Annotated in this window: 18 protein-coding genes; 6 read left to right on the forward strand and 12 right to left on the reverse strand. The window is 40.6% G+C overall.

The features are described 5' to 3' along the window. Positions 1 to 23 precede the first annotated feature (23 nt). Complete coding sequence (locus LEP1GSC185_RS02270) at positions 24 to 647, forward strand: hypothetical protein (RefSeq protein WP_008590667.1); 624 nt, start codon at positions 24 to 26, stop codon at positions 645 to 647. A gap of 23 nt (positions 648 to 670) precedes the next feature. Then, positions 671 to 1,771: a hypothetical protein gene (locus tag LEP1GSC185_RS02275; protein WP_008591459.1), complete on the forward strand. Its 1,101-nt coding sequence runs from the start codon at positions 671 to 673 to the stop codon at positions 1,769 to 1,771. Between the two features lie 4 nt (positions 1,772 to 1,775). On the opposite strand, the gene LEP1GSC185_RS02280 is transcribed toward LEP1GSC185_RS02275, so the two are convergent. The 7 genes from LEP1GSC185_RS02280 to LEP1GSC185_RS02310 form a co-directional block, all read right to left on the reverse strand. Beyond that, positions 1,776 to 2,816, reverse strand: coding sequence for a hypothetical protein (locus LEP1GSC185_RS02280; RefSeq protein ID WP_008591761.1), 1,041 nt, complete (start codon positions 2,814 to 2,816; stop codon positions 1,776 to 1,778). Continuing rightward, complete coding sequence (locus tag LEP1GSC185_RS02285) at positions 2,813 to 3,280, reverse strand: NUDIX hydrolase (protein WP_008589834.1); 468 nt, start codon at positions 3,278 to 3,280, stop codon at positions 2,813 to 2,815. Before LEP1GSC185_RS02285 ends, LEP1GSC185_RS02280 begins: the two co-directional genes overlap by 4 nt. 54 nt (positions 3,281 to 3,334) lie before the next feature. After that, positions 3,335 to 4,858, reverse strand: coding sequence for an alcohol dehydrogenase catalytic domain-containing protein (locus LEP1GSC185_RS02290; RefSeq protein WP_008591052.1), 1,524 nt, complete (start codon positions 4,856 to 4,858; stop codon positions 3,335 to 3,337). Next, positions 4,859 to 5,521: a rhomboid family intramembrane serine protease gene (locus tag LEP1GSC185_RS02295; RefSeq protein ID WP_008590130.1), complete on the reverse strand. Its 663-nt coding sequence runs from the start codon at positions 5,519 to 5,521 to the stop codon at positions 4,859 to 4,861. Then, positions 5,518 to 6,207: a TetR/AcrR family transcriptional regulator gene (locus tag LEP1GSC185_RS02300; protein ID WP_008589913.1), complete on the reverse strand. Its 690-nt coding sequence runs from the start codon at positions 6,205 to 6,207 to the stop codon at positions 5,518 to 5,520. The genes LEP1GSC185_RS02295 and LEP1GSC185_RS02300 overlap by 4 nt, the downstream gene beginning before the upstream one ends. A gap of 66 nt (positions 6,208 to 6,273) precedes the next feature. After that, entirely contained in the window at positions 6,274 to 7,170 is an 897-nt protein-coding gene (locus tag LEP1GSC185_RS02305; RefSeq protein ID WP_008596045.1) for a fructosamine kinase family protein, read from the reverse strand. A 300-nt stretch (positions 7,171 to 7,470) separates the two neighbouring features. After that, on the reverse strand, positions 7,471 to 8,187 hold the full coding sequence (locus LEP1GSC185_RS02310) for a hypothetical protein (protein ID WP_008591527.1): 717 nt from the start codon (positions 8,185 to 8,187) through the stop codon (positions 7,471 to 7,473). A 142-nt stretch (positions 8,188 to 8,329) separates the two neighbouring features. Here LEP1GSC185_RS02310 and LEP1GSC185_RS02315 point away from each other — a divergent pair, with 142 nt between their 5' ends. Together LEP1GSC185_RS02315 and purT are read left to right on the forward strand one after the other, a co-directional pair. Further along, a complete protein-coding gene (locus LEP1GSC185_RS02315) occupies positions 8,330 to 9,445 on the forward strand; it encodes a FecR family protein (protein WP_008589456.1) in 1,116 nt (371 codons plus the stop codon). A 99-nt stretch (positions 9,446 to 9,544) separates the two neighbouring features. After that, the gene (gene purT, locus LEP1GSC185_RS02320) at positions 9,545 to 10,708 is read left to right on the forward strand and encodes a formate-dependent phosphoribosylglycinamide formyltransferase (RefSeq protein WP_008590884.1); all 1,164 of its coding nucleotides are present in this window, start codon (positions 9,545 to 9,547) and stop codon (positions 10,706 to 10,708) included. Between the two features lie 15 nt (positions 10,709 to 10,723). On the opposite strand, the gene LEP1GSC185_RS02325 is transcribed toward purT, so the two are convergent. After that, positions 10,724 to 13,144, reverse strand: a complete 2,421-nt coding sequence (locus tag LEP1GSC185_RS02325) for a 1-acyl-sn-glycerol-3-phosphate acyltransferase (RefSeq protein ID WP_008590027.1) — start codon at positions 13,142 to 13,144, stop codon at positions 10,724 to 10,726. 162 nt (positions 13,145 to 13,306) lie between these two features. Between LEP1GSC185_RS02325 and LEP1GSC185_RS02330 the strand changes: the two genes are divergently transcribed. Beyond that, entirely contained in the window at positions 13,307 to 14,074 is a 768-nt protein-coding gene (locus LEP1GSC185_RS02330) for an LIC13411 family adhesin (RefSeq protein WP_029607927.1), read from the forward strand. A 91-nt stretch (positions 14,075 to 14,165) separates the two neighbouring features. On the opposite strand, the gene LEP1GSC185_RS02335 is transcribed toward LEP1GSC185_RS02330, so the two are convergent. The 4 genes from LEP1GSC185_RS02335 to LEP1GSC185_RS02350 all read right to left on the reverse strand — a co-directional run bounded on the left by LEP1GSC185_RS02335 (position 14,166) and on the right by LEP1GSC185_RS02350 (position 16,952). Next, positions 14,166 to 14,528: an LIC13410 family lipoprotein gene (locus tag LEP1GSC185_RS02335; protein ID WP_008590445.1), complete on the reverse strand. Its 363-nt coding sequence runs from the start codon at positions 14,526 to 14,528 to the stop codon at positions 14,166 to 14,168. 68 nt (positions 14,529 to 14,596) lie between these two features. Further along, positions 14,597 to 15,046 carry a MarR family winged helix-turn-helix transcriptional regulator gene (locus tag LEP1GSC185_RS02340; protein WP_008589838.1) on the reverse strand — a complete coding sequence of 150 codons (450 nt, stop codon included), beginning with the start codon at positions 15,044 to 15,046 and terminating at the stop codon, positions 14,597 to 14,599. Next, on the reverse strand, positions 15,043 to 15,528 hold the full coding sequence (locus LEP1GSC185_RS02345) for a glutathione peroxidase (protein WP_008589563.1): 486 nt from the start codon (positions 15,526 to 15,528) through the stop codon (positions 15,043 to 15,045). Before LEP1GSC185_RS02345 ends, LEP1GSC185_RS02340 begins: the two co-directional genes overlap by 4 nt. Before the next feature lie 119 nt (positions 15,529 to 15,647). Next, positions 15,648 to 16,952, reverse strand: a complete 1,305-nt coding sequence (locus LEP1GSC185_RS02350) for a porin (protein WP_008590376.1) — start codon at positions 16,950 to 16,952, stop codon at positions 15,648 to 15,650. A gap of 224 nt (positions 16,953 to 17,176) precedes the next feature. Here LEP1GSC185_RS02350 and LEP1GSC185_RS02355 point away from each other — a divergent pair, with 224 nt between their 5' ends. After that, positions 17,177 to 18,970: a monovalent cation:proton antiporter-2 (CPA2) family protein gene (locus LEP1GSC185_RS02355; protein WP_008591711.1), complete on the forward strand. Its 1,794-nt coding sequence runs from the start codon at positions 17,177 to 17,179 to the stop codon at positions 18,968 to 18,970. Positions 18,971 to 19,061: the final 91 nt, after the last annotated feature.

Genomic DNA, 19,061 nt, shown 5'->3' on the forward strand with positions numbered 1-19,061 from the left:
GCCTTGGTACCTTACTCCTCTACATGGAAAACTACAATTCGATTCTCTCCGCAGTTTCCGATCAGATACTGAATCTTTTATCCGGACTACATTCCTATCGCAGCCCTTACGCTAAGACCGTAGGATCGCCGGATGAGCTCATCCAAGAGTTGACCCAAAAATCATCTCTCCAAACAGGAGCTGCAAGTGCTGCTCTCGCCCTTCCCCAAGGACGTTTGGGACTTGTTACATTGGCTCCGGAAATTATTTTAGTCTTAAGGCTCCAAGGTAAATTGGTAAAAGACATCGCCGCTTTATATGGAAAAGAGCATCAGGTGACTCCCGAACTTATGGCTTATTGTTTGTTCAAGGACAAGACCTCATTCTTCCGGAACGTCTTAAAAGATGCAGGGGCTCGGGTGTTGATCCGACCGATGGCTTGGAACCTTCTGCAGGATGCTACATACCAGATCGCAAAGAGTTTGATGAAAGGGAAAAAGTTTGCAAAACCTAAAAACGGATTTTGGCTACCGATTTTCGGATCCTTACTTTCGGGAGGATATTCCTTTTTGGAAACTCGTAATGTAGCTGCCAGAGCTCGAAAATTATTTTCAAAAGATATTATCAGCGTCCAATCGGACGAGCCTTGGGCTGAGGAAACTGCCTGAACTCAAAATCCACGTTCTATAAAATGATCAGAGCCTTATCTTTCATATTGTTGGTTTTTCTTTCCTGGAATTGTAAAAGTAAACAGGAAAGTTTAATTGAAGAGATCCAAGAACTACTGGAAGAGCAAAATTTCGAAAAGGCGTCCGGTATGTTAAAGGATTATCTGGTAAAACCGAAATCCGACGACGAAATTCTTTCCTCCGAAAAACCGGAAACTCCTAGGATCGTCGAGCTTTCTTATGACAGAAAAAGATTAGTATATCTAGAAGATAGCAAACTAATTTGGAGAGATGCAAGCGACGGATCCAGTGGCTCTAAAAGTCTAGATGAGGTCCCTGCCTCTCTTGCAGTTTCATTAAATGCGAACTTCGCTTTGGCGGAATACCCGATGACGAACGGTTGCCGCTTGTTCGCTATTTCATTAAAAAATAATGATCTTCATTATGAATCCGGGGCGCAGATCTCTTGTAGGAACAGAGGTGGGATCTCAGACGACGGTTCTAAAATTTACTACTTCGTAGATAACCAACTCTATGAGGAAAAAACGGTGGAGCCAAGAACTCCCAAGTTGGTAGTCTCAAAAGAAAAGATCGTTCCACCTTTTACCGGACTTAAAGCCAGATTCTATTTGTATCCGATCGGAAAGGATTTTCTACTTTTCTCCGGAAACGCAGGTTCTTATTATTTATACTATTTCCAACCGGAAAAAAAATCGGTGGAAAGAATAGACCAAGAAGTCATCAGTCCTTTGATCTATTACGGCACCGGGGATTCCGCATACTATTTAGGCGGCTCAATCGGCAGGCTTCATTTAAGAAGGTTACAATTCGGAAAAGGCAAACCTTCTAGCAGTAAACTATTTACGATCAGCAGAAAAGAGATCAATCCTTGGAAGCTTCCGGGCAAAAACGAATTCGTTTCCAACTATTCAGGAAAAGTCCATCTTTGGGGACCTTCTCGCAAAAGCCAGGTTCTACCTTTGCTTTGTGAAAGGATCTGGCTTGTGGATCAGAACAAGGTTCTTTGCGAGAATGAAAAAGGTGGATTGTATCTTACCAATTTGGATTTTCCGGAAGAAGATTGGAGAATTCTCAAATTGTACGAAGAGGCTAGAGACAAATAATTCTTTAAAAAAAGATATTAATGATCAGGGTTCCTTTTTGGCCTTCACTTGGCTCCGGTGAACCATAACGTGTCTTTGCAAAACTTTTTGCAGGAAATTCTTGGTTATAAGCTTTGCCCGAAAACTGAACCTGACCACCGGATTCGAAAGAAGAATTTTTAATCCATTCTCTGAACTTGCCTTCGTCCTCTTGAGAACCTAGTCCGATCAATTTGCTTACGTAAGTCTTTTTAACGATCTCTTCCATTTGAGGGGATTTTAGATCCTCGGTGAATAAGATCCCTAATCGGGCGGAAGGTAAATTTGCCACCCATACTTCCGGAAGGATTTCTTTTTCAGAACCTACTACTTGTACACTTTCCGATTTTTGAGTAGAGGTCCTTAACAAAGAACCTTCTGCAAACTTTCCGGAAGGATCAAATATATACGCTCTTTCTTGCCATTCGCCATGCTTGATGGAAAGTTTTCCTTCTTTTACTTCGGGAGAAGGTAAACAAATCGAACCTGCTATAATGGAAACCCCGTACATCTTTGCTAGGTCTCCGAAAATCCTTTCGTATCTTTCTTTGGAATCTTGTGCGATCTCAAAAGATACCGCTTCTCCGTCGAATACACGGGAAAAGTTTTTAACGGAGATCCTTTGGAAGAATAATGCCCAATTCCAAGCTGAGTCGATATTTTCCGAATCCAAAAGTTCCTTTCTGGAATCCATTAGGAAAAAGTAATTTCCTATTTCAGGAGGAAACGCGACGACTGTGGAATTTTGGAGCCAACCTTTTTCCTTTGCAAGAGCAAGAGGTTCTTCTAACCAGGCTCTAAATCTATCTTCTCGAGTGAAATACTCCGGTTTGAATTCCAACTGAACGATGAGTAAATTTCCGGACCTTCTGTCCCAACCCAAGGAAACTGATTTGATCTCTTTTTTAGAGATCCTTTTTTGGAATTCCTCTTCGCTTAAGGAAACTGCGGAAAGTAACCAGCCGATAAATGCGAAGATCGGGACAAGAACTAAAGATGCGAGTGCATTCCTAACGAACGGGCTCATGCTATCCATCCTTTAGGATCTAATTTGCCATCAGGGATCAGAGGAACATATTCTTTTTGGTACAATTGTAAAGCGTCCAACATATATTCGAAAAATAAAGGTTTTGGATCGTAAGTGGCTGCGTCCACCCAAGCAATATAATCATGCTCGTCCGAAAGAACGATCTCACCGGATATAAATTCTCCATGATAAGCAACGATCACGCATGGATGATTACCATCGCTAACTCTATGTTTGTGAATTAGGATAGGTCTTGGGTGGATCTTGATCTCGCAGGAGTCCCCCATTTCTTCCTTTAACTCTCTGGACAAACTTTCCAGCCAGTCTCCGTAAAATTCGTCCTCGTTCATCCTGCCACCGGGAAGGTCCCCGAATCCGGATTTGCGGTCTCTAAGAATGAGAAGTTCTTTTCCTTTTCTCAAAAAAACCTTTTGTGTGATTTGAAAAAAACCGTGTTTGCTCAAAGTTTTTTATTCCTTCCGCAGCAACCCATAGGGAGCAAGTCAGTAAATACTCGCTCAGGAAGCTTTATGTCTGACAACCACTTTTATATTCTCTGGTTTTCGTGCGTCTGTATACGCTTCCGGGATAGATCCGGAATCGTATTCTTTGCTAATCAAGTTTTTGGAAACCGATTTTAAAAATCCTGGCTCCGATACCAAATATTCCCTTGTCCGAACAAAATCTCCGCATCTACTTGTGCTCAAAATCCCGCCACTAACAATCCAATCTAAGAACAAATTAGATTCCCGTTTTGCAGACTTAGGGACCAAAATAAAACCTCTAGGTCGAACCAGGGATTTTTCTTCCTTATTATCTGGACGTATCACTAAGTCCAACTCGGAAGAAGAGTCTACAATTGCAAAATCGAATCTAGGCAACGGACTTGGAAAGTTTTCGGACTCTAAGAATTTATTTCCTTCTTCTAAGGAACCGGTAAAGATCCGGATCCGATCCTGATTTTCCAGATCCTCCAAGAGATCTTTTTCTTCTTTGTTTAAGGAGGCAGAAGAAGAAACAAAAACCCAAGCAGGAGATATCGCTTTGATCCCCCAAATTAGATCCAAAAAACCGGACTTAAGATTTGTAACGGAAATCTCATCGACCACCAACTCGGTGAGATGAGTAATACCAAGAGATGCCTGACCATTTGTAGTCTTTCTATGAATTTCTTTTCGGGTAAGATAGATGCTAGTTTCTAATCCGGAAGGTGAACCCGTGGTTTCGTAGACTAGATCGAAAGCGTTTTTATAATCCGACCAAAACGCAGTTGTTGGAGTTCCTACTTTCTTTTGGAATAACAGACCATCTTTTACTTCTCCTTCTCCCAAATCGGAAAAATACAAAACCTGATCCGCACCCATTTTCAAAGATAGGTCCGCCAAGTTTTGATGTCGGATGAATGAAACAATTTCGTAGTTTAGTTTTTTTCTTTTTCTATATAGATCCAATGCTGCGATCACCAAAGAACCCAATCGTCTAGGACCTAAGACTGCGATTTTTCGGAGCCCGGCACCTGTCCTGTTAACGGAGACTTCAACACCATGCAAAGAAGCGGCAAACGGCTCCAAGAGAACAGCTTCCATATCTTCTAATTGTTTGGTTTCTACTAAGTTTCCTTTGGGTGCGAGAATATAAGGCCCAAATCCCCCCGGTAAACGATCTATTCCGAGCACCATTCTGGTTGGGCTATGTGTTGGGATCCCAGCCTGACAGAAAGGATCCGCTTCTTCCCCCCTAGAAACTACCGTATCATTAATTTCTAATACGTATTTTTTTCCGGTGAGATAATCGGATGCGACCACTTCGTGGCCAATGATTTGAGGAAGTGAAAAAGGCAAAAATCTGCGGTCCAGATCGGTGGAACAAATTCCGCAGAGTTCGGTTTTGAGAAGTCTGTAACCTTTTCCAAGTTCTAAATAAGAAGAAGAATTCCTTAAAATCTTCCAGCCCGATTCTTCTGAGCCTTTCATTTCATAGACTGAATTGGAGAAAGAATCGTTTGAATTGTATTCGTAAGCTGTAAACCGGACTTCTATCAACTATCTCGCCCCGACAAAAAATCCTAAGATCAAGAGTAAGACTACGAATACTAAGTTTAAAGCAAATCCGGTATGCAGTTCTCGTTTGATCTTATTATTCAAAAAATACGCGGTAAATACAACGGAAATGAATCCACCTAAGTGAGCCCAATGTGCGACTTGGTCCCTAGAAAATAAATTTGTAATATCAGAATATACCATAAGCCAGGCCACTGCAAAAACAGGAAAAGGATAACTTCTCTTTCTAACACGAATGGAAAATGGAGAGAGCAAAGCAGCAACCGCAGCTAACCCAGACACAGCTCCCGAAGCTCCAATAGCGGGTTGATTTTCTCCTAAGATCATTCCTCTTACAAAAGAATCCAAACCACCTGAAACAAGCGCCCCCATAAAAAAGAAAAGTAACCATTTTGCTTGGCCTACTTTATATTCCACGATCCTTCCTAAAAAAAATAGAAAGATCATATTCCAAAATAAATGAGTGAAGTCCGCGTGTAAGAATACCATTCCGATCCATTTCCATGGATAAAATTCTCCCGGCCGACTGATGAAGAATGCGTTTATTATTTCTTCCGGAACAAATACTGTAAGTAAGATCTGAGAAATACTGATGAGCGCTACAATAAATGCAGTAAGAGGAAATTCGAAAATAAAGGCCTTCATTTAGACCCTCTCTGGATATAATAATTCATATAAGCTTTAAGCATTGTCTTGAGTTCTTGTAAGATCCCGTCTGCAAGCGCACTGTCTTGCCTTTCTCTGAGCCAACGGCTAAGAACGGAATCGGATACTTCCACCATGATCCTGGACATGACCATCATTTCCTCTTTTTTCTTCATCCAAGGAATGACCCCGAAAAATAACTCCGCGATAAAATTGGCGATTGCCCTGTTATTCTCTCTATCTATGCTTACTAACTCGGGATCTAAATTTTTATTCGACCACATAGGTATAAATCCAGGCTCTGATTTATAAAGTTGAGCGAATGCATCTATGAGTTTATCCACTAGATTTTCCCAATCAGCCTTGTTTGGCTGAGTATCTAGAAAATTCAGGATCATAGAATTCACTCTTTCCAAATGCCTTTGCCCGACCGCTTTTAAGATAGCATGTTTATTCGGAAAATATTGGTATAAGGAACCGATAGGTATCTCGGCCCTCTGCGCGATCAGATTTGTAGTGAGTCCTTCCGTTCCGACCTCGTCTAAAAGATCGGCGACTATATCTAGGATATATTCCACCCTCTCTATAGCTCTTTTTTGAGAAGGTGATTTTCTCAGATTTAACTTAGAGTTTTTCTCTTTTTGTTTAGAGGAAGTTGGCGATTTCTTTTTTGCGATTTTGGGCAAAGACGTTCCCCGGTTCTAAGTCGGTTTCTTACTAAAGAACAGAAAACATGGATTCTATCAAGAAAACTATTTCACGCCATAGTAGCGAAGAATATGCCGGAGGCTAGTTAAGTAAGAAGCTCCGAATAGATTGATATGCACAAGAACAGGATACAACTGCCAGAATTGGATCCTATCCTTTAAATTGCCCGGGTCATCCAAACCCGCTGTAGCCAGAATGTCTTGCATCTCTTCCAAATTTAAAGGACTTCCGAACAATTGTAACATCGCAAGATCTTGTTCCGGATGCGAATACGCCACGGATGGATCGATCAGATAGGCAAAACCGTTCTTACCTTGCAAAACGTTTCCTGACCAAAGATCTCCATGAACCATTCTAGGTTTTATATGGTCCAATCCCCAATCTTCCGAAAACTTATCGAAAATATCACGGATCGCAAACGAATCTTTATCTGTCAGAAGTTTTCTTCCTTTTGCCAGCTCTATCTGAGGCTTCAGTCTTCTTTCCCAATAGAACTCTCTGAACGTGGAAAACCAACCGTTGGCTTGGTTTAAAGAGCCTATAAAGTTATCTCTTTTCCAGCCCCAAGAACCGAATTCGTTTTTATATAAATTCTTTAAACTTGCGATCAGATCCTCTCTAAATCCAGCGGAAGAACCTGTTTGCACAAATTCCATCGCAAGAAGGGAAACTTTTCCTAAATGAACTGTTCCCAGATACTCCGGAACTCGTACGCCCAGCCTACAAAGTTGTTCCAGACCTTCTGCCTCAGATTCGGCCATTTCTTTTTTAGGAATGATCTTAATAGCAAGCTGAGAACCGTCAGGCAATTTTACCTTATACAGTTCGAATAAGCTGGTAGAATGAAGAGTGATCTCCGCCCTTTTGGAGGAAGATAAAATACCAAGACGATCTAATCCGTCTCGGATCAATTCACCCATTCCCGTATTCGTGATTGCCATCATTCGCATCCTACCTAATTCTTCGACCCTGGCTGTGTATTTAAAATCGGAGATCAAACCTTCAGGATTGAAGAAAAATCAAGGATCAGCTTCCTTAATATTACAGGACGGATAAATGAACCTCTTTTCAAGGCTTAGATCCGTATTTACCTACGTCATTTGTATTTCCCTATGTCCCTTATCGGCTCGGGAGAATGTGTGGAAGTATACTATAAGCCAGGATCTAAACCTCTGGGAAGAATATGCAAAAAAATATAAAGTTAAAAGGACTCGCATTTTGGAGGTTAGGGTTTTAGGACCTTATCTGAATCCGTAAACAATTTTGACTTTATAACTTTTCCCGTTTTCGTCGTTAATATTACTGGTACCTCTAAACTCCATAATTCTTTTGGATTCCATATCATATACCAAATCTATCGGTTTTACGAATACGGAAAGGATGGCGCTTGCTATTTTCATTCTTAAGAATAAGGCCGGCTTACCTTTGTATTCCCCTTCTTTAATTTTTTCGACGGAGAATTGAAATTTGTCTCTTTCTACCGGAACTAAAAAATGAAAATTTATTTTTTTACCGGACATGAGCTCATCCCAATGATCGATAACGAAATAATCGAAACCTCCATCCAAGGCGGATAAGCCGCTGCCATCTATGGATTTTTCTTGGATCGTATCGCTTAATTTTCTTCGGGCGAATAGTTTAACGTAGTTCCCATCCTGCAATGTCCCTCCTTCCAGATATCCGTCTCTATAGTCCTCCAATTCAAATTCAGGAATGGTTCTGCTTTTTGAAAAACTGATCTTCTTTTTCGCAAAAGTTTTTCCTTCCGCGTCCTTATACGTAATTATAGAACTAACATGTCTGCCGTTCTCCCAGACCTCTTCGTGAAAGTCCTTATACAATAGATTGCCGGTCTGCAAATCATAAGCGATCCCATTATACCTGATTTTTCCGCGTTCTGTTGAATAAAGAGGGGATATCAAAAGTAAAATGAAAAGAGCAAAAATCGATTTAAACATGCTTCAGGAACCTCCGTCGAATTTTCGTAATCATTGCAAAAATCCGGACCACAAATTGTTATTAAGACTGGAAATAAATTTCATACGTTCGAAAAAGTTATTCGAATTTAGCTATTTTTTTATTTCCAGGCGGAATAAATAAATGAATCGAAAACTCTTCCTGTTGCTCCTAATTGTAACATCCATCGGATCTTCTAACTTCTGTTCCAAAATTTTAGGACCTAATTCCAAGCCTGGGTTAGTAGTGATTTTCCTGACCGGAAAAGTAGAAGTAGAAAGAAACGGAAAGCTCATCCCTATTTCTTTAGGAAGCGTCTTACAAAAAAACGACACCATCAAAACAAACAGTGGAACCCTCGATCTTCAGACCGGCCTGGGCCACGTAATCCGCTTAAAATCTTATACCAATCTGAGTATTGATTCTCTTCACGGAGATCTTTCGGAAGAAACTTCTCTTGCGGTAAAAACCGGGCTTCTTCTTGTAAAAACAAATAAGTTGAGTAGGAAAGAACAGTTCAAAATTTCCACACCGACCGCTATCGCTGGTGTTCGTGGGACTGCATTCTCGTTCGAAGTCGTACAAGGCACACTTCCAAAAATCAAAGTTTATGAGGGAATGGTTGCCATGACCTTAAAGGCTCCAGTTAGCCAGGAAATCCTTGCAGATAAAATCGCGGAAAATCCGAACTACCAAAAGTTCCAGAAATTGTTGGAAGAAAACGAAATCGTGATCTCTGAAGAAGAAGAGGCGGAAGTCAAACCTGAATTCGACCAACTTGCTCAAACAATCTTGAATCGATTGGATGATGCTGCAATCGCACAAAGTATCGAAAGTTTTAGAAGTGATTTACTTCGTACTGTTCAAAAAGGAAAATTCGAAAAAGATCCTAGAGAAAGTGCCGATCTGGAAACCTTAGTAAAAGTAAACGAAGACCTGATATCCGGTAGTTTGGACAACAAAAGTTTAGCAAAAGAAATAGAGAAGGAGCAAGGCGAAAAACTGAATATAGCTCTAGACAAGTTGGAATCGGATGCAGGTTCTCGAAAACTAGACTCCGAAGAAGAGATCAAAAAATATTACAGTGTTTTAGAATCAATTCATAAGTTGGACAAAACAATTCTATACGGAGCAGTGGTAACTCAGGTAGGAAATACGATGTTGGTGCATTCTACCAAAGGGATCTACCGTTTGAATGTTGCCGAAGTGGAGTATATCCAATATAAAAACTTTGACGTGGTTACTAAAAAGAAAAAGTAATCGTTCCATAGGCCGGTTTGTATTCATTGCAAATCGGCTAAGCCTTCATTTTTTCCTTTCCATTCTCCTTCCTATTCTAAAATTCTCTCAGAAGAACCTATGAGAAAGAAAATACTTCTGCTCGGCTCAGGCGAGCTTGGAAAAGAATTCGTAATCGCAGCCCAAAGATTAGGCCAATATGTAATTACAGTCGATAGTTACGATGGCGCGCCCGCCATGCAGGTCGCTCATGAAAAAGAAGTCATCGATATGTTGGATGGTAACGCATTAGATCAAGTCGTTGCCAAACATAAACCGGATCTAATCGTTCCGGAAATTGAGGCAATCCGAACCGAAAGATTTTACGAATACGAAAAACAAGGTTACCAAGTAGTTCCAAGCGCCAAGGCAGCTAACTTTACGATGAACCGTAAAGCAATCAGAGATCTTGCTTCCCAAACCTTAGGTCTAAAAACCGCTAAGTATAAATACGCTTCCACCTTCGAGGGATTAAAGGAGGCAATTGCGACCATAGGTATACCTTGTGTTGTAAAACCTTTGATGTCTTCATCCGGAAAAGGACAGTCGGTTATCAAAACGGAGTCGGATATCGAGCCGGCTTGGATCGCTTCTCAAACTAAAGGAAGAACCGGCGCTTCAGAGATTATAATAGAAGAATTTATTTCCTTTGAATCCGAGATCACTTTGTTGACTGTAACCCAAAAGTCTGGAAAAACTTTGTTCTGTCCTCCTATCGGCCATAGGCAAGAAAGAGGAGACTACCAAGAAAGTTGGCAACCTGCAGAGATCAGCGATTCACAACTTAAATCAGCTCAAGAAATGGCGGAGAAGGTCACGAAAGATCTGGGCGGCGCTGGCATTTGGGGAGTAGAGTTTTTCTTAACCAAAGATGATGTATACTTTTCGGAACTTTCCCCCAGACCTCATGATACCGGAATGGTTACTTTGGCCGGTACTCAAAGTTTTAACGAATTCGAATTGCATGTAAGAACTATTTTAGGTCTTCCTATTCCTGAAATTCTTTTGGTAAGAAGAGGGGCAAGCGCAGTCATTCTCGCCCAAACGGAAGGCCAAGTCCCGAATGTCCAAGGATTAGATAAGGCTTGCGAAATGCCTGAATCTGATTTGAGAATTTTCGGAAAACCGATCACCAAAAAATACAGAAGGATGGGAGTAGCTCTTACCTATTCCGATAAAGATGAATCCATCTCTATGCTTCGTAAAAGAGCAGTTTTGATCGCATCGAAGATCAAAGTAGATTAATAAAGTAGGACCCGACTAGGTCGGGTCCGGTACCATGTTTCCATAATATTGCAGAAGTTCGGGTTCTAATGCCTTGATCTGACCGTTTTCTTTTTTGATAAACTTTCTGGAATTTAAGACCTTAAGTCCACGATCCATAATTTCCGAAACGTCCTTGGTCAGATAATTTCCTTTTCTGGTTAGGATCATTTCTTCTATCATCTTGCTAAGATCGGAAGAACTGATCTCTCCACCAGCTTCCATCAAAAGTTTTGCTACTATGTGATTAGGAAGAATTTTATGGTGAGCCTGCCAAGACCTGGAGATCTCCATAGAAATAGAAAGAGTAGGATCATCTTCTTGGATATATCTAGAAACCGGAATCGGTTCGCAGAGATCCATATACACTTCCGTTCTTTTAAATAAGAAATCCCTAAAAGAAAGATGAGTATCTTTTCCTGCAAACTCCACATCTTCCGGGACATTTTCGTAAGAAAGAACAATAGGAACTACGATCACTTCGCTTCCAGTATGTTTAAACGCATCCACAGATGTGGAAAGGATCCCGGTCTTGATCGGAATAATTCCGCCTGTTCTGGACCTTGTTCCTTCCGGATATACCAATGTTGGAATTCCAGCTTCCAGCATCATGGTGGAATATTGGGTTAAACATTCCAAGTACAGAAGATTTCTATTCCTTTTTCTATCCACCATATATGCGCCCAAGGATTTTAAAACCCTTGCAAGTCCGGGCGTTCCCATTACTTTTTTATCAGCAGCGTATCTTGGAACGGGAAGTCCGAGCCATCTCAGACCGAAAGCGACTTCAATAGAATCCAAATGGGACCTATGAGTTGGAGTGTATAAAATATCATATCTGGAAGCAAGAGCTTTGATCTCTTTGATATTACCGCCGATCTTAGGAAGTCCTCCTCCAGGTTTAAAACCACCGATAGCAAAACGTGCAGGAGCTACCAAATGAATGAGGGACTCCCTAAAAAGAGGGCTGTATTCATCCGAAATTTCGGAAACATAAAACTCCACTAAACGATCCAAGTTCCTACTTTTTCCGTTTTCATAAGCTCTTTCTGCTTCTTTCCATAGCTCAATTTCTTTCGGAAGAAGCATCAAATCCGTTCCCGCCTCCGTCTCTACAGCTTCAGAATATCTTTTTTCCAATGACTTGATCTGTAATCCGGACTGTTTTAAGATCCGATCCGACAACCCAGGCTGGGAATGAACATGTCGAAGCACCCTTCTTCTTAACGCTTGTTGGAATTCCTTCCCGGATGCCAGAGACAATCCGAACCTTTTACGAGCTGTCCTAGAGATATTCCTAATATCGTCGCTGGTAGATTTAGAAACGAATCGGATCATCTCCGTAGGAGAAACTTTTCGCGTAAGGACTTCGAAGAGAGTCGTAAAAAGCGGGAGTTCCACTTTTTTCTCTTCCGCCAGATCCAAAATGGTAGAAAGCGCATAGGCTCCTTCTACATGCGTTTCACTCTGACTCATTTCTTTTTGGATAAATTCTTTCGGATTTAAAAATAACTCGATCCTTTCGAGAAGGTTTGGAGAGTCTTCCCCTGAGATCAGTTTGCGGATAAATCTTTGTCCGTAAGCTCTGTTCCGACTAGCTCTGGAAGTCGCAGTGGTGATCAGATCGGCGAGTCCGAATTCCATAGCAGGCTTTGTGGGAAGTTCCAAAGCATTTAACAGACTAATTATTTCCGAAAAACCTAAGCTGATCAACTCGCCTTCAAAATTGGATCCACATTCTGGAATTCCATTCACAAGACCACAAGCGATCGCTATCGGATTTTTCATCACCCCGAATAACTCTAGGGTCCGAATATCTTCAAAAGTTTTAATATGATTTTTTGGACCTGAAAAAAGATCTTCCATGATCTCCGAAGCTCTTTCTCCTGTGGATGCAATCGAGAAAAAGCTATGTTTTCCTTTAGCCATCTCAGCCAGAAGATTCGGTCCTGCCACGGCAACATATTCCATGTTCAGGCTTTCTTTCATCTCTCTGACTTTGATCACGTAATCGGAGAAAGTAATAGCATTCGTTTTTTTACGAGTAGAAGTGGAAACCAAACCTTTGGTGAAAGAAATGATAGTATGTTCTTCTTGTTCGGAAAGATATGAAGAGATCCTATCGATCACACTTTCTTTTTGTCTGGAAGGAACAGCGATAACGATAATCCAAGAACCTTGCGATAAAAAATCGAAATCATTTGTAACGATAATATTGTCAGCAAGCGGAACAAATTCTTCCAACAATTCTGCGGATCTATCTTTTTGAAGACGATCCGCCTTCTTCTTATCGAAGTACCAAAGAAAAAGTCGATCAGCTCTTTCTGCCAATGATACTGAAAGATGAACTCCCATCGGCCCGCCTCCGAAGACGGCGATGTTTTTATGGCGGACTCGAGTTTCTTCCAATTCGTTCATCTATTCGTTCCAAATTTAATTTTTATATCCGGGATACTTTTCAATAAGACTAGAGGAAGAAAACCAATAAAATTTCTCCACTTTTACGATTGCGTTTCCTGATGAAACCGAGAGCCTAGCGGAAAGCCGATCTTGGCGACTAAAGTCAGACTATTTCCCAAAATGAAAAAAAGACTCATCATACATTTTTTCTGTATTTTTCTTTTGGGTCTTTTAGTGATCGATTGTTCAACTTACTGGTCTCATCGAAAAAAAGATTTAGCGGACGTTTTTACTGCGGGAGTGGAGACTCCGGGTTACGGAGTTGGGGTTAGGATCGGACCTCTTGCAACCGGATTCGTTTTCCAAGGCGGAGAATCGGAACCGGGAAAAAGAGACTTAGGCACCGGGTACGGATTAAGAGGTGGAACTTACGGACCGTATAGATCCCAACAATTGATCTTTGGATTTTTGGGCGGCGAAAAGTTCCATTCCATGCCTCCGACCGAGACTTCTCCGCAAAAAGAAGAAACAAAAGAACAAAATCCCAAAACAAATGATAACTTTTTATTACTTCCGGAAAATTCTGAATCTGAACAGGACCCAAATCCTACTCCAGAACTTTCCGACGAAAGACTAAATTCTAAAAGTTACGAAATTAAATATTTACGTTTTTATAATAATCCGGTCTCGGAGAGAAGAAAGGCTAAAAAGGAAGCCTTCTTTCGAAAATATTTAGAGAGTCTAGATCCTCAAAAAAAGAACGAGGCAATCCAGACATTCTTGGCCCAAAATCCTAAAAACAAAGACGATTATCCTTCCTCATTTTTATTCGAAGTGGAATTCTATATTTCCATTCGATACGGTATTCGAGTAGGATTTAATTTCGGAGAATTTTTAGACTTTCTTTTAGGATTTGCGGGGATTGATCTGATGGAAGACGATATCTGAAAATAAAAAAGGCCGCTGAAAATCGCGGCCTTTTTTGTAGATATAAAGTCGGGTCTAAAGTTTTAAGACAGACTATATGTCTAAGTTCGAATCAGAGTTTGTATTCGTATTTTCTGATCACTCCTTTTTTATCTACAATCACTTTGATAAACTTAGTGCTATCATCCACTCTAGAAGGTTTTTCAGATAAAGTTTTATACGAATTTTTTTGGTAAGTGGTGGATTCAAGATACCATTCTAAAACGGATCCATCTTGCGTGTTTTCTTCGAATGTAGGAGTTCCTAAAACAGCTTCTGCTTTTATTCTTTTATCTCCTTCCTTGATCATATTCGCTTCTACAACACGAATGTCTGAATTCGGAACGTAAGTCGGCTCCGATTTTTTTTGATCGGAAGAACAAGCTCCGAAAATAAGTACCGCAGCAAATGATATTGCGGATAATTGGCGTTTCATTCTTAACTCCTTAGCGCGAGCGCACTATTTAAAAAAGCGGCTCTATAGTTTTTGATAAAACGGATTTGTCACGCCGAATTTCTTAATTTTTGGTCTAGGATAATAAGAAGGTCGTCCAGATCCCGTTTCAGGCCTTGCACCTTTTCCGTGGTGAGACCTGATTCTTCCAACAATCGTTCCGGGATACAAACCGCTTTTTTTTGCAATTTTTTTCCTTTTGTAGTCAGGCTAACCACAAGAGAACGCTCGTCCAGATCCGATCTATCTCTAGTCAAAAGACCGGCGGATTCCATTTTTTTAAGAAGAGGAGTTAGTGTTCCGGAATCCAGAAATAATTTTTCCCCTATTTCTTTTAGAGGGATTCTATCCGTTTCCCAAAGGACTAGAAGAACAAGATATTGAGGGTAAGTAATGCCAAACTCTTCCAAAAGCGGCCTGTACAAGGCAGTCACCGCCCTGGAAGAAGCGTAAAGCGGGAAACAAATCTGTTTCTCTAACTTTAAGGATTCGTAATTCACTTGGAAAGAAGTTCCTCGATCTGTTTGTCCAGTTTTTCCGGAGGAGTCATAGGAGCGAATCTTTTGATCACGTTTCCTTGTTTATCGATCAAGAACTTAGTAAAATTCCATTTAATGGATTTTCCCAAAAGCCCTGGAGCTTGCTTTTTGAGGTACTGGTAAACCGGATGAGTTCCTTCTCCATTCACTTCTATCTTTTTGAAAAGAGGGAAATTCACTCCGAAATTTACCTGACAGAAGTTTTGGATCTCAGCGTCGTTTCCAGGTTCTTGGTGACCGAATTGGTCGCAGGGAAATCCCAATATTTCCAAACCTTTTCCTTTGTACTTGTCGTACATTTCCTGAAGTCCTTTGTATTGAGGTGTAAATCCGCATTGGCTTGCTGTATTAACAATCAATAGGACCTTTCCCTTATAATCTTGTAATTTTTTTTCGGATCCGTTGTTTAAAGTAGCGGTTAGTTCGTATAAATTCTGGGCCACGGGTGGGCACCTCCTAGTTACATAGAAAATAGATTGCATACAATTTAATTTTGTTCAATCTTTTTTAGAAAAATTCTAAAATTTCCTGAACAGATCTTGTAGGACTCGTTCGGAAAAATTCAGATTTTAAGGGAAAGAGAGAAAATAAACATGCGGTCTAGTTTGGAAGTATTATTCTCGTGAGGATAAATGGAATCCATCGATCTTCTATATTGGTAGGTAAACCTCACTAAAACGGCAGGATCCGGATTATAATCTAACGTTGCTGTCGCACCACTTGTTTGAAAACCGTCTTTAGTGTTTGTGACTATTATCATCTGTTCTCGATCTAAGTATCTTTCTAATCGGACACCAATTCTCCAATCAGGTAAGAATCGATAAGCAAGCCATAAATTTCCAACATAGGTTTGCCTAAATGCAGTACCGTCTCGACGAACATAGATCGGTCCTTCCGGAGTATAGACTAGATCCTCTCTACTCGCCCTCTCTTGATAGGCTACATCAAAAGAGGAAGCTAATGTAAGTCGTTGGAACGGTTTCCATTCTGCGATAAAGTTATTATAATATCTGGTTTCCTTCGGAACGGAAGTAGGCTGTTCATTCCCGACAAAAGTATTCCAACGGAACATCAAGTTACCCAAAGGGTTCCATTCTAATCGGAAACCTCCAGAAATGTCTTTGTTGTTGTCCGTAACAACTTGGTATCCATTATTCAAATGAAGTTGATAGGAAACTTTATCACTGATCTTTCCACTCAGTCTTGCTCCTGAAACGTAATAAGGTACGTAGTCCAGAGAGAATGCTCGAGTATAAACGAAATTCTCGTGCGAGATCCAAGACTCGTATCCTAGATGTCCGAAATAAATCCCCGCATCCAACCAAGTGGATTTTCCTAATCGAACACCTCCGTAAGCCTCTTGCATATTCCGAATAGATGTTTCGTTCGAAGTTTTGCCTGTAGTCCCTTCTCCGGAATAATTTGCGACAACTGATGTACCGAATTGGACTGCGAATCTACCTCTGTATTTATCAGTTTCTACTTTGGCGTCCAGATAGGCCAGATTGATATTGTATTCGTTAGTACGAGTTGCTTGTGTGGTATATAAAAGTTCTTTAGAAGCAGGTCGATTCAGACTCGCATTGTAATAACCGTCGATGAAAAATCCGAATTGGATCGGGATCACTAGATCATCTTTCTTTTTAGGGTTCAGTTCCTCTTTTTTAAAACCTTCTTCCTCTTCATCCTTTGTTTCGGAAGATTTTTGTGGATCGGTTTTGAGACTTTCTTCCTTAGTTTGGACTATCGTCCCTCCGGATTTGCCGGATGTCTCCTTGGTCTTTAAATCTTGAGAAAAAAGTGTCCCCGAGAACGAATAAACACAAAGTAAAAAAATGAATCTGGACAATCTTAATTTGCGGATCATAAATTTTTGTTTTTTTTAGTATTGTTTATCATCCACTCATTTTCGCCCGAAAGATATTTCTTAACGCAAATCTAATGAAGAAACCTATTTTTCCTCATATTAATCCTAAATAATTATGGCGTTTTCCTCTTTGAGAAGAAGAATCATACATAGGAAAAGTGGTTTTATAACCTGTCCGTAAAATGTCTAATGAAAATTAATCCAAATCAAAAGGAAGAGCATTGATGGAAGAGAAAAGTCTACTCGTTACTGCCATTATTCTACTCAGCACGGCCGTTCTATGTGTTCCCGTTTTCAAAAAATTAGGGATCGGCTCCATTATAGGTTATGTCGTAGGAGGAATTCTGATCGGACCTCACGGAATCCGACTCGTGACCGGGGGAACCGAGATAATGCATTTTGCAGAATTCGGCGTGGTACTATTGCTCTTTTTGATCGGGTTGGAACTCCGACCTCAAACTCTTTGGGTGCTCAGAAAACCGGTTTTTGGAATGGGATTTTTTCAAGTAGCAATCTCTTCACTTTTATTAGGCGGATTGATCGGCTATCTGTTTCAATTAGGATTCGTTTCTTCCATTATTTTAGGGGTGAGTTTATCACTTTCTTCCACTGCATTTGCTCTTCAATCTTTGGCGGAAAAAAATCAGCTCAATACCTCTTACGGAAGATCAGCATTTGCAATCCTTCTCTTCCAGGATTTGGCAGTGATCCCAGTGATGGCAATTCTCCCTTTAGCAGCGCTGGAACCCGGACAAACCGCACATAATGGTTTAAATTTTTATAAATTAGGAACAGCAGTCGCAGCGATCCTTTTAGTGATTTTAAGCGGTCGTTTTTTAATGAGGCCTCTTTTCAGAATGATCGCAGCCACAGGGAATCATGAAATTTTTGTAGCTCTCTCTCTAGTGTTAGTACTTGGAGTTTCCTTTGCAATGGAGAAGGTGGGGCTTTCCATGGCACTCGGTTCTTTTTTAGGAGGAGTGCTACTCGCAGATTCGGAATACAGACACGAGTTAGAAGCAAACTTAGAACCTTTTAAAGGACTATTGTTAGGATTATTCTTTCTTGCAGTTGGAATGTCGATGAATTTGGACATCCTGATAAATCATCCGTTCTTGATTTTCGGTCTTGCATTCGGATTAATGTCCGTCAAGGGGATTGTCCTCTTTGTTTTAGGAAAGATCGCAAAACTTACTTCCGATTCTTCTTCCAATCTTGCAGTTAGTATTTCTCAGGGTGGGGAATTTGCATTCGTCATTCTGAATGTGGCAGCTCAACTCAGCGTTCTTTCCAAAGAGACTGCGGATTATTCGATCGTCATCGTCACAGCTTCTATGATACTTACTCCTTTTGTAGGGATAATTAAGGAAAAAGTAATAGATCCCTATTTACACGAAGAAGAAGAAAGGCCGGCCGATCCCATATACGAAAAGAATCGTGTGATCATCGCAGGTTTTGGAAGGGTCGGTCAGATCATCTCCAGGATGTTATACCTGCATAAAATAAGATTCACAGCATTAGAGCATAACGCAGATCAAGTTAATGCTGCCAGAAAATTCGGTCATAAGATCTATTATGGAGACGCAAGTAGACTCGACCTATTAACTGCAGCAGGTGCAGCCCATGCGGAGATACTCGTACTTGCTATCCAAGATGCAGAGTTATCCGTAAAAATCGCCAAAATGGCTAAGGAGAATTTCCCGAACTTACGGATCATAGCTAGAGCTAGAAATAGATCTCACTATTTTGATCTAATGGAACTTGGGATTGAAACTATAAGAAGAGATACGTTTGCTTCTTCTCTCGAACTTGCGGAAGAAACTTTAAAGGATCTGGGATTTTTACCTTCGGAAGTGAAATACTTCATCCAAAAGTTCCGGGATTATGATGAAAAAATGGTCAAAGACCAATTCAAACTCAGACATAACGAAAAAGAACTGATCGCTTATTCCAAAAACGCTGTCCGTCAATTGGAAGAAGCGTTTGCTGCGGACATGCTACAAAAGGAAGCTTCTTAAGGACAAGGATCTCGATACGCATCCAAACTCTTGTTAAAAGAAATACTAATATAGAATCTCTTTCTCCATCAGAATGATGTTTGCAAGAATT

Origin of the sequence: Leptospira licerasiae serovar Varillal str. VAR 010, from assembly GCF_000244755.1 — a bacterium.
Taxonomy (GTDB): Bacteria; Spirochaetota; Leptospiria; order Leptospirales; family Leptospiraceae; genus Leptospira_B; species Leptospira_B licerasiae.

Bases quoted from the DNA above. Each gene is read 5' to 3' on its own strand.
- LEP1GSC185_RS02270 (WP_008590667.1), top strand. From the start codon at position 24: ATGGAAAACTACAATTCGATTCTCTCCGCAGTTTCCGATCAGATACTG.
- LEP1GSC185_RS02275 (WP_008591459.1), top strand. From the start codon at position 671: ATGATCAGAGCCTTATCTTTCATATTGTTGGTTTTTCTTTCCTGGAAT.
- LEP1GSC185_RS02280 (WP_008591761.1), bottom strand. From the start codon at position 2,816: ATGAGCCCGTTCGTTAGGAATGCACTCGCATCTTTAGTTCTTGTCCCG.
- LEP1GSC185_RS02295 (WP_008590130.1), bottom strand. From the start codon at position 5,521: ATGAAGGCCTTTATTTTCGAATTTCCTCTTACTGCATTTATTGTAGCG.
- LEP1GSC185_RS02305 (WP_008596045.1), bottom strand. From the start codon at position 7,170: ATGGCAATCACGAATACGGGAATGGGTGAATTGATCCGAGACGGATTA.
- LEP1GSC185_RS02310 (WP_008591527.1), bottom strand. From the start codon at position 8,187: ATGTTTAAATCGATTTTTGCTCTTTTCATTTTACTTTTGATATCCCCT.
- LEP1GSC185_RS02315 (WP_008589456.1), top strand. From the start codon at position 8,330: ATGAATCGAAAACTCTTCCTGTTGCTCCTAATTGTAACATCCATCGGA.
- purT (WP_008590884.1), top strand. From the start codon at position 9,545: ATGAGAAAGAAAATACTTCTGCTCGGCTCAGGCGAGCTTGGAAAAGAA.
- LEP1GSC185_RS02325 (WP_008590027.1), bottom strand. From the start codon at position 13,144: ATGAACGAATTGGAAGAAACTCGAGTCCGCCATAAAAACATCGCCGTC.
- LEP1GSC185_RS02330 (WP_029607927.1), top strand. From the start codon at position 13,307: ATGAAAAAAAGACTCATCATACATTTTTTCTGTATTTTTCTTTTGGGT.
- LEP1GSC185_RS02335 (WP_008590445.1), bottom strand. From the start codon at position 14,528: ATGAAACGCCAATTATCCGCAATATCATTTGCTGCGGTACTTATTTTC.
- LEP1GSC185_RS02350 (WP_008590376.1), bottom strand. From the start codon at position 16,952: ATGATCCGCAAATTAAGATTGTCCAGATTCATTTTTTTACTTTGTGTT.
- LEP1GSC185_RS02355 (WP_008591711.1), top strand. From the start codon at position 17,177: ATGGAAGAGAAAAGTCTACTCGTTACTGCCATTATTCTACTCAGCACG.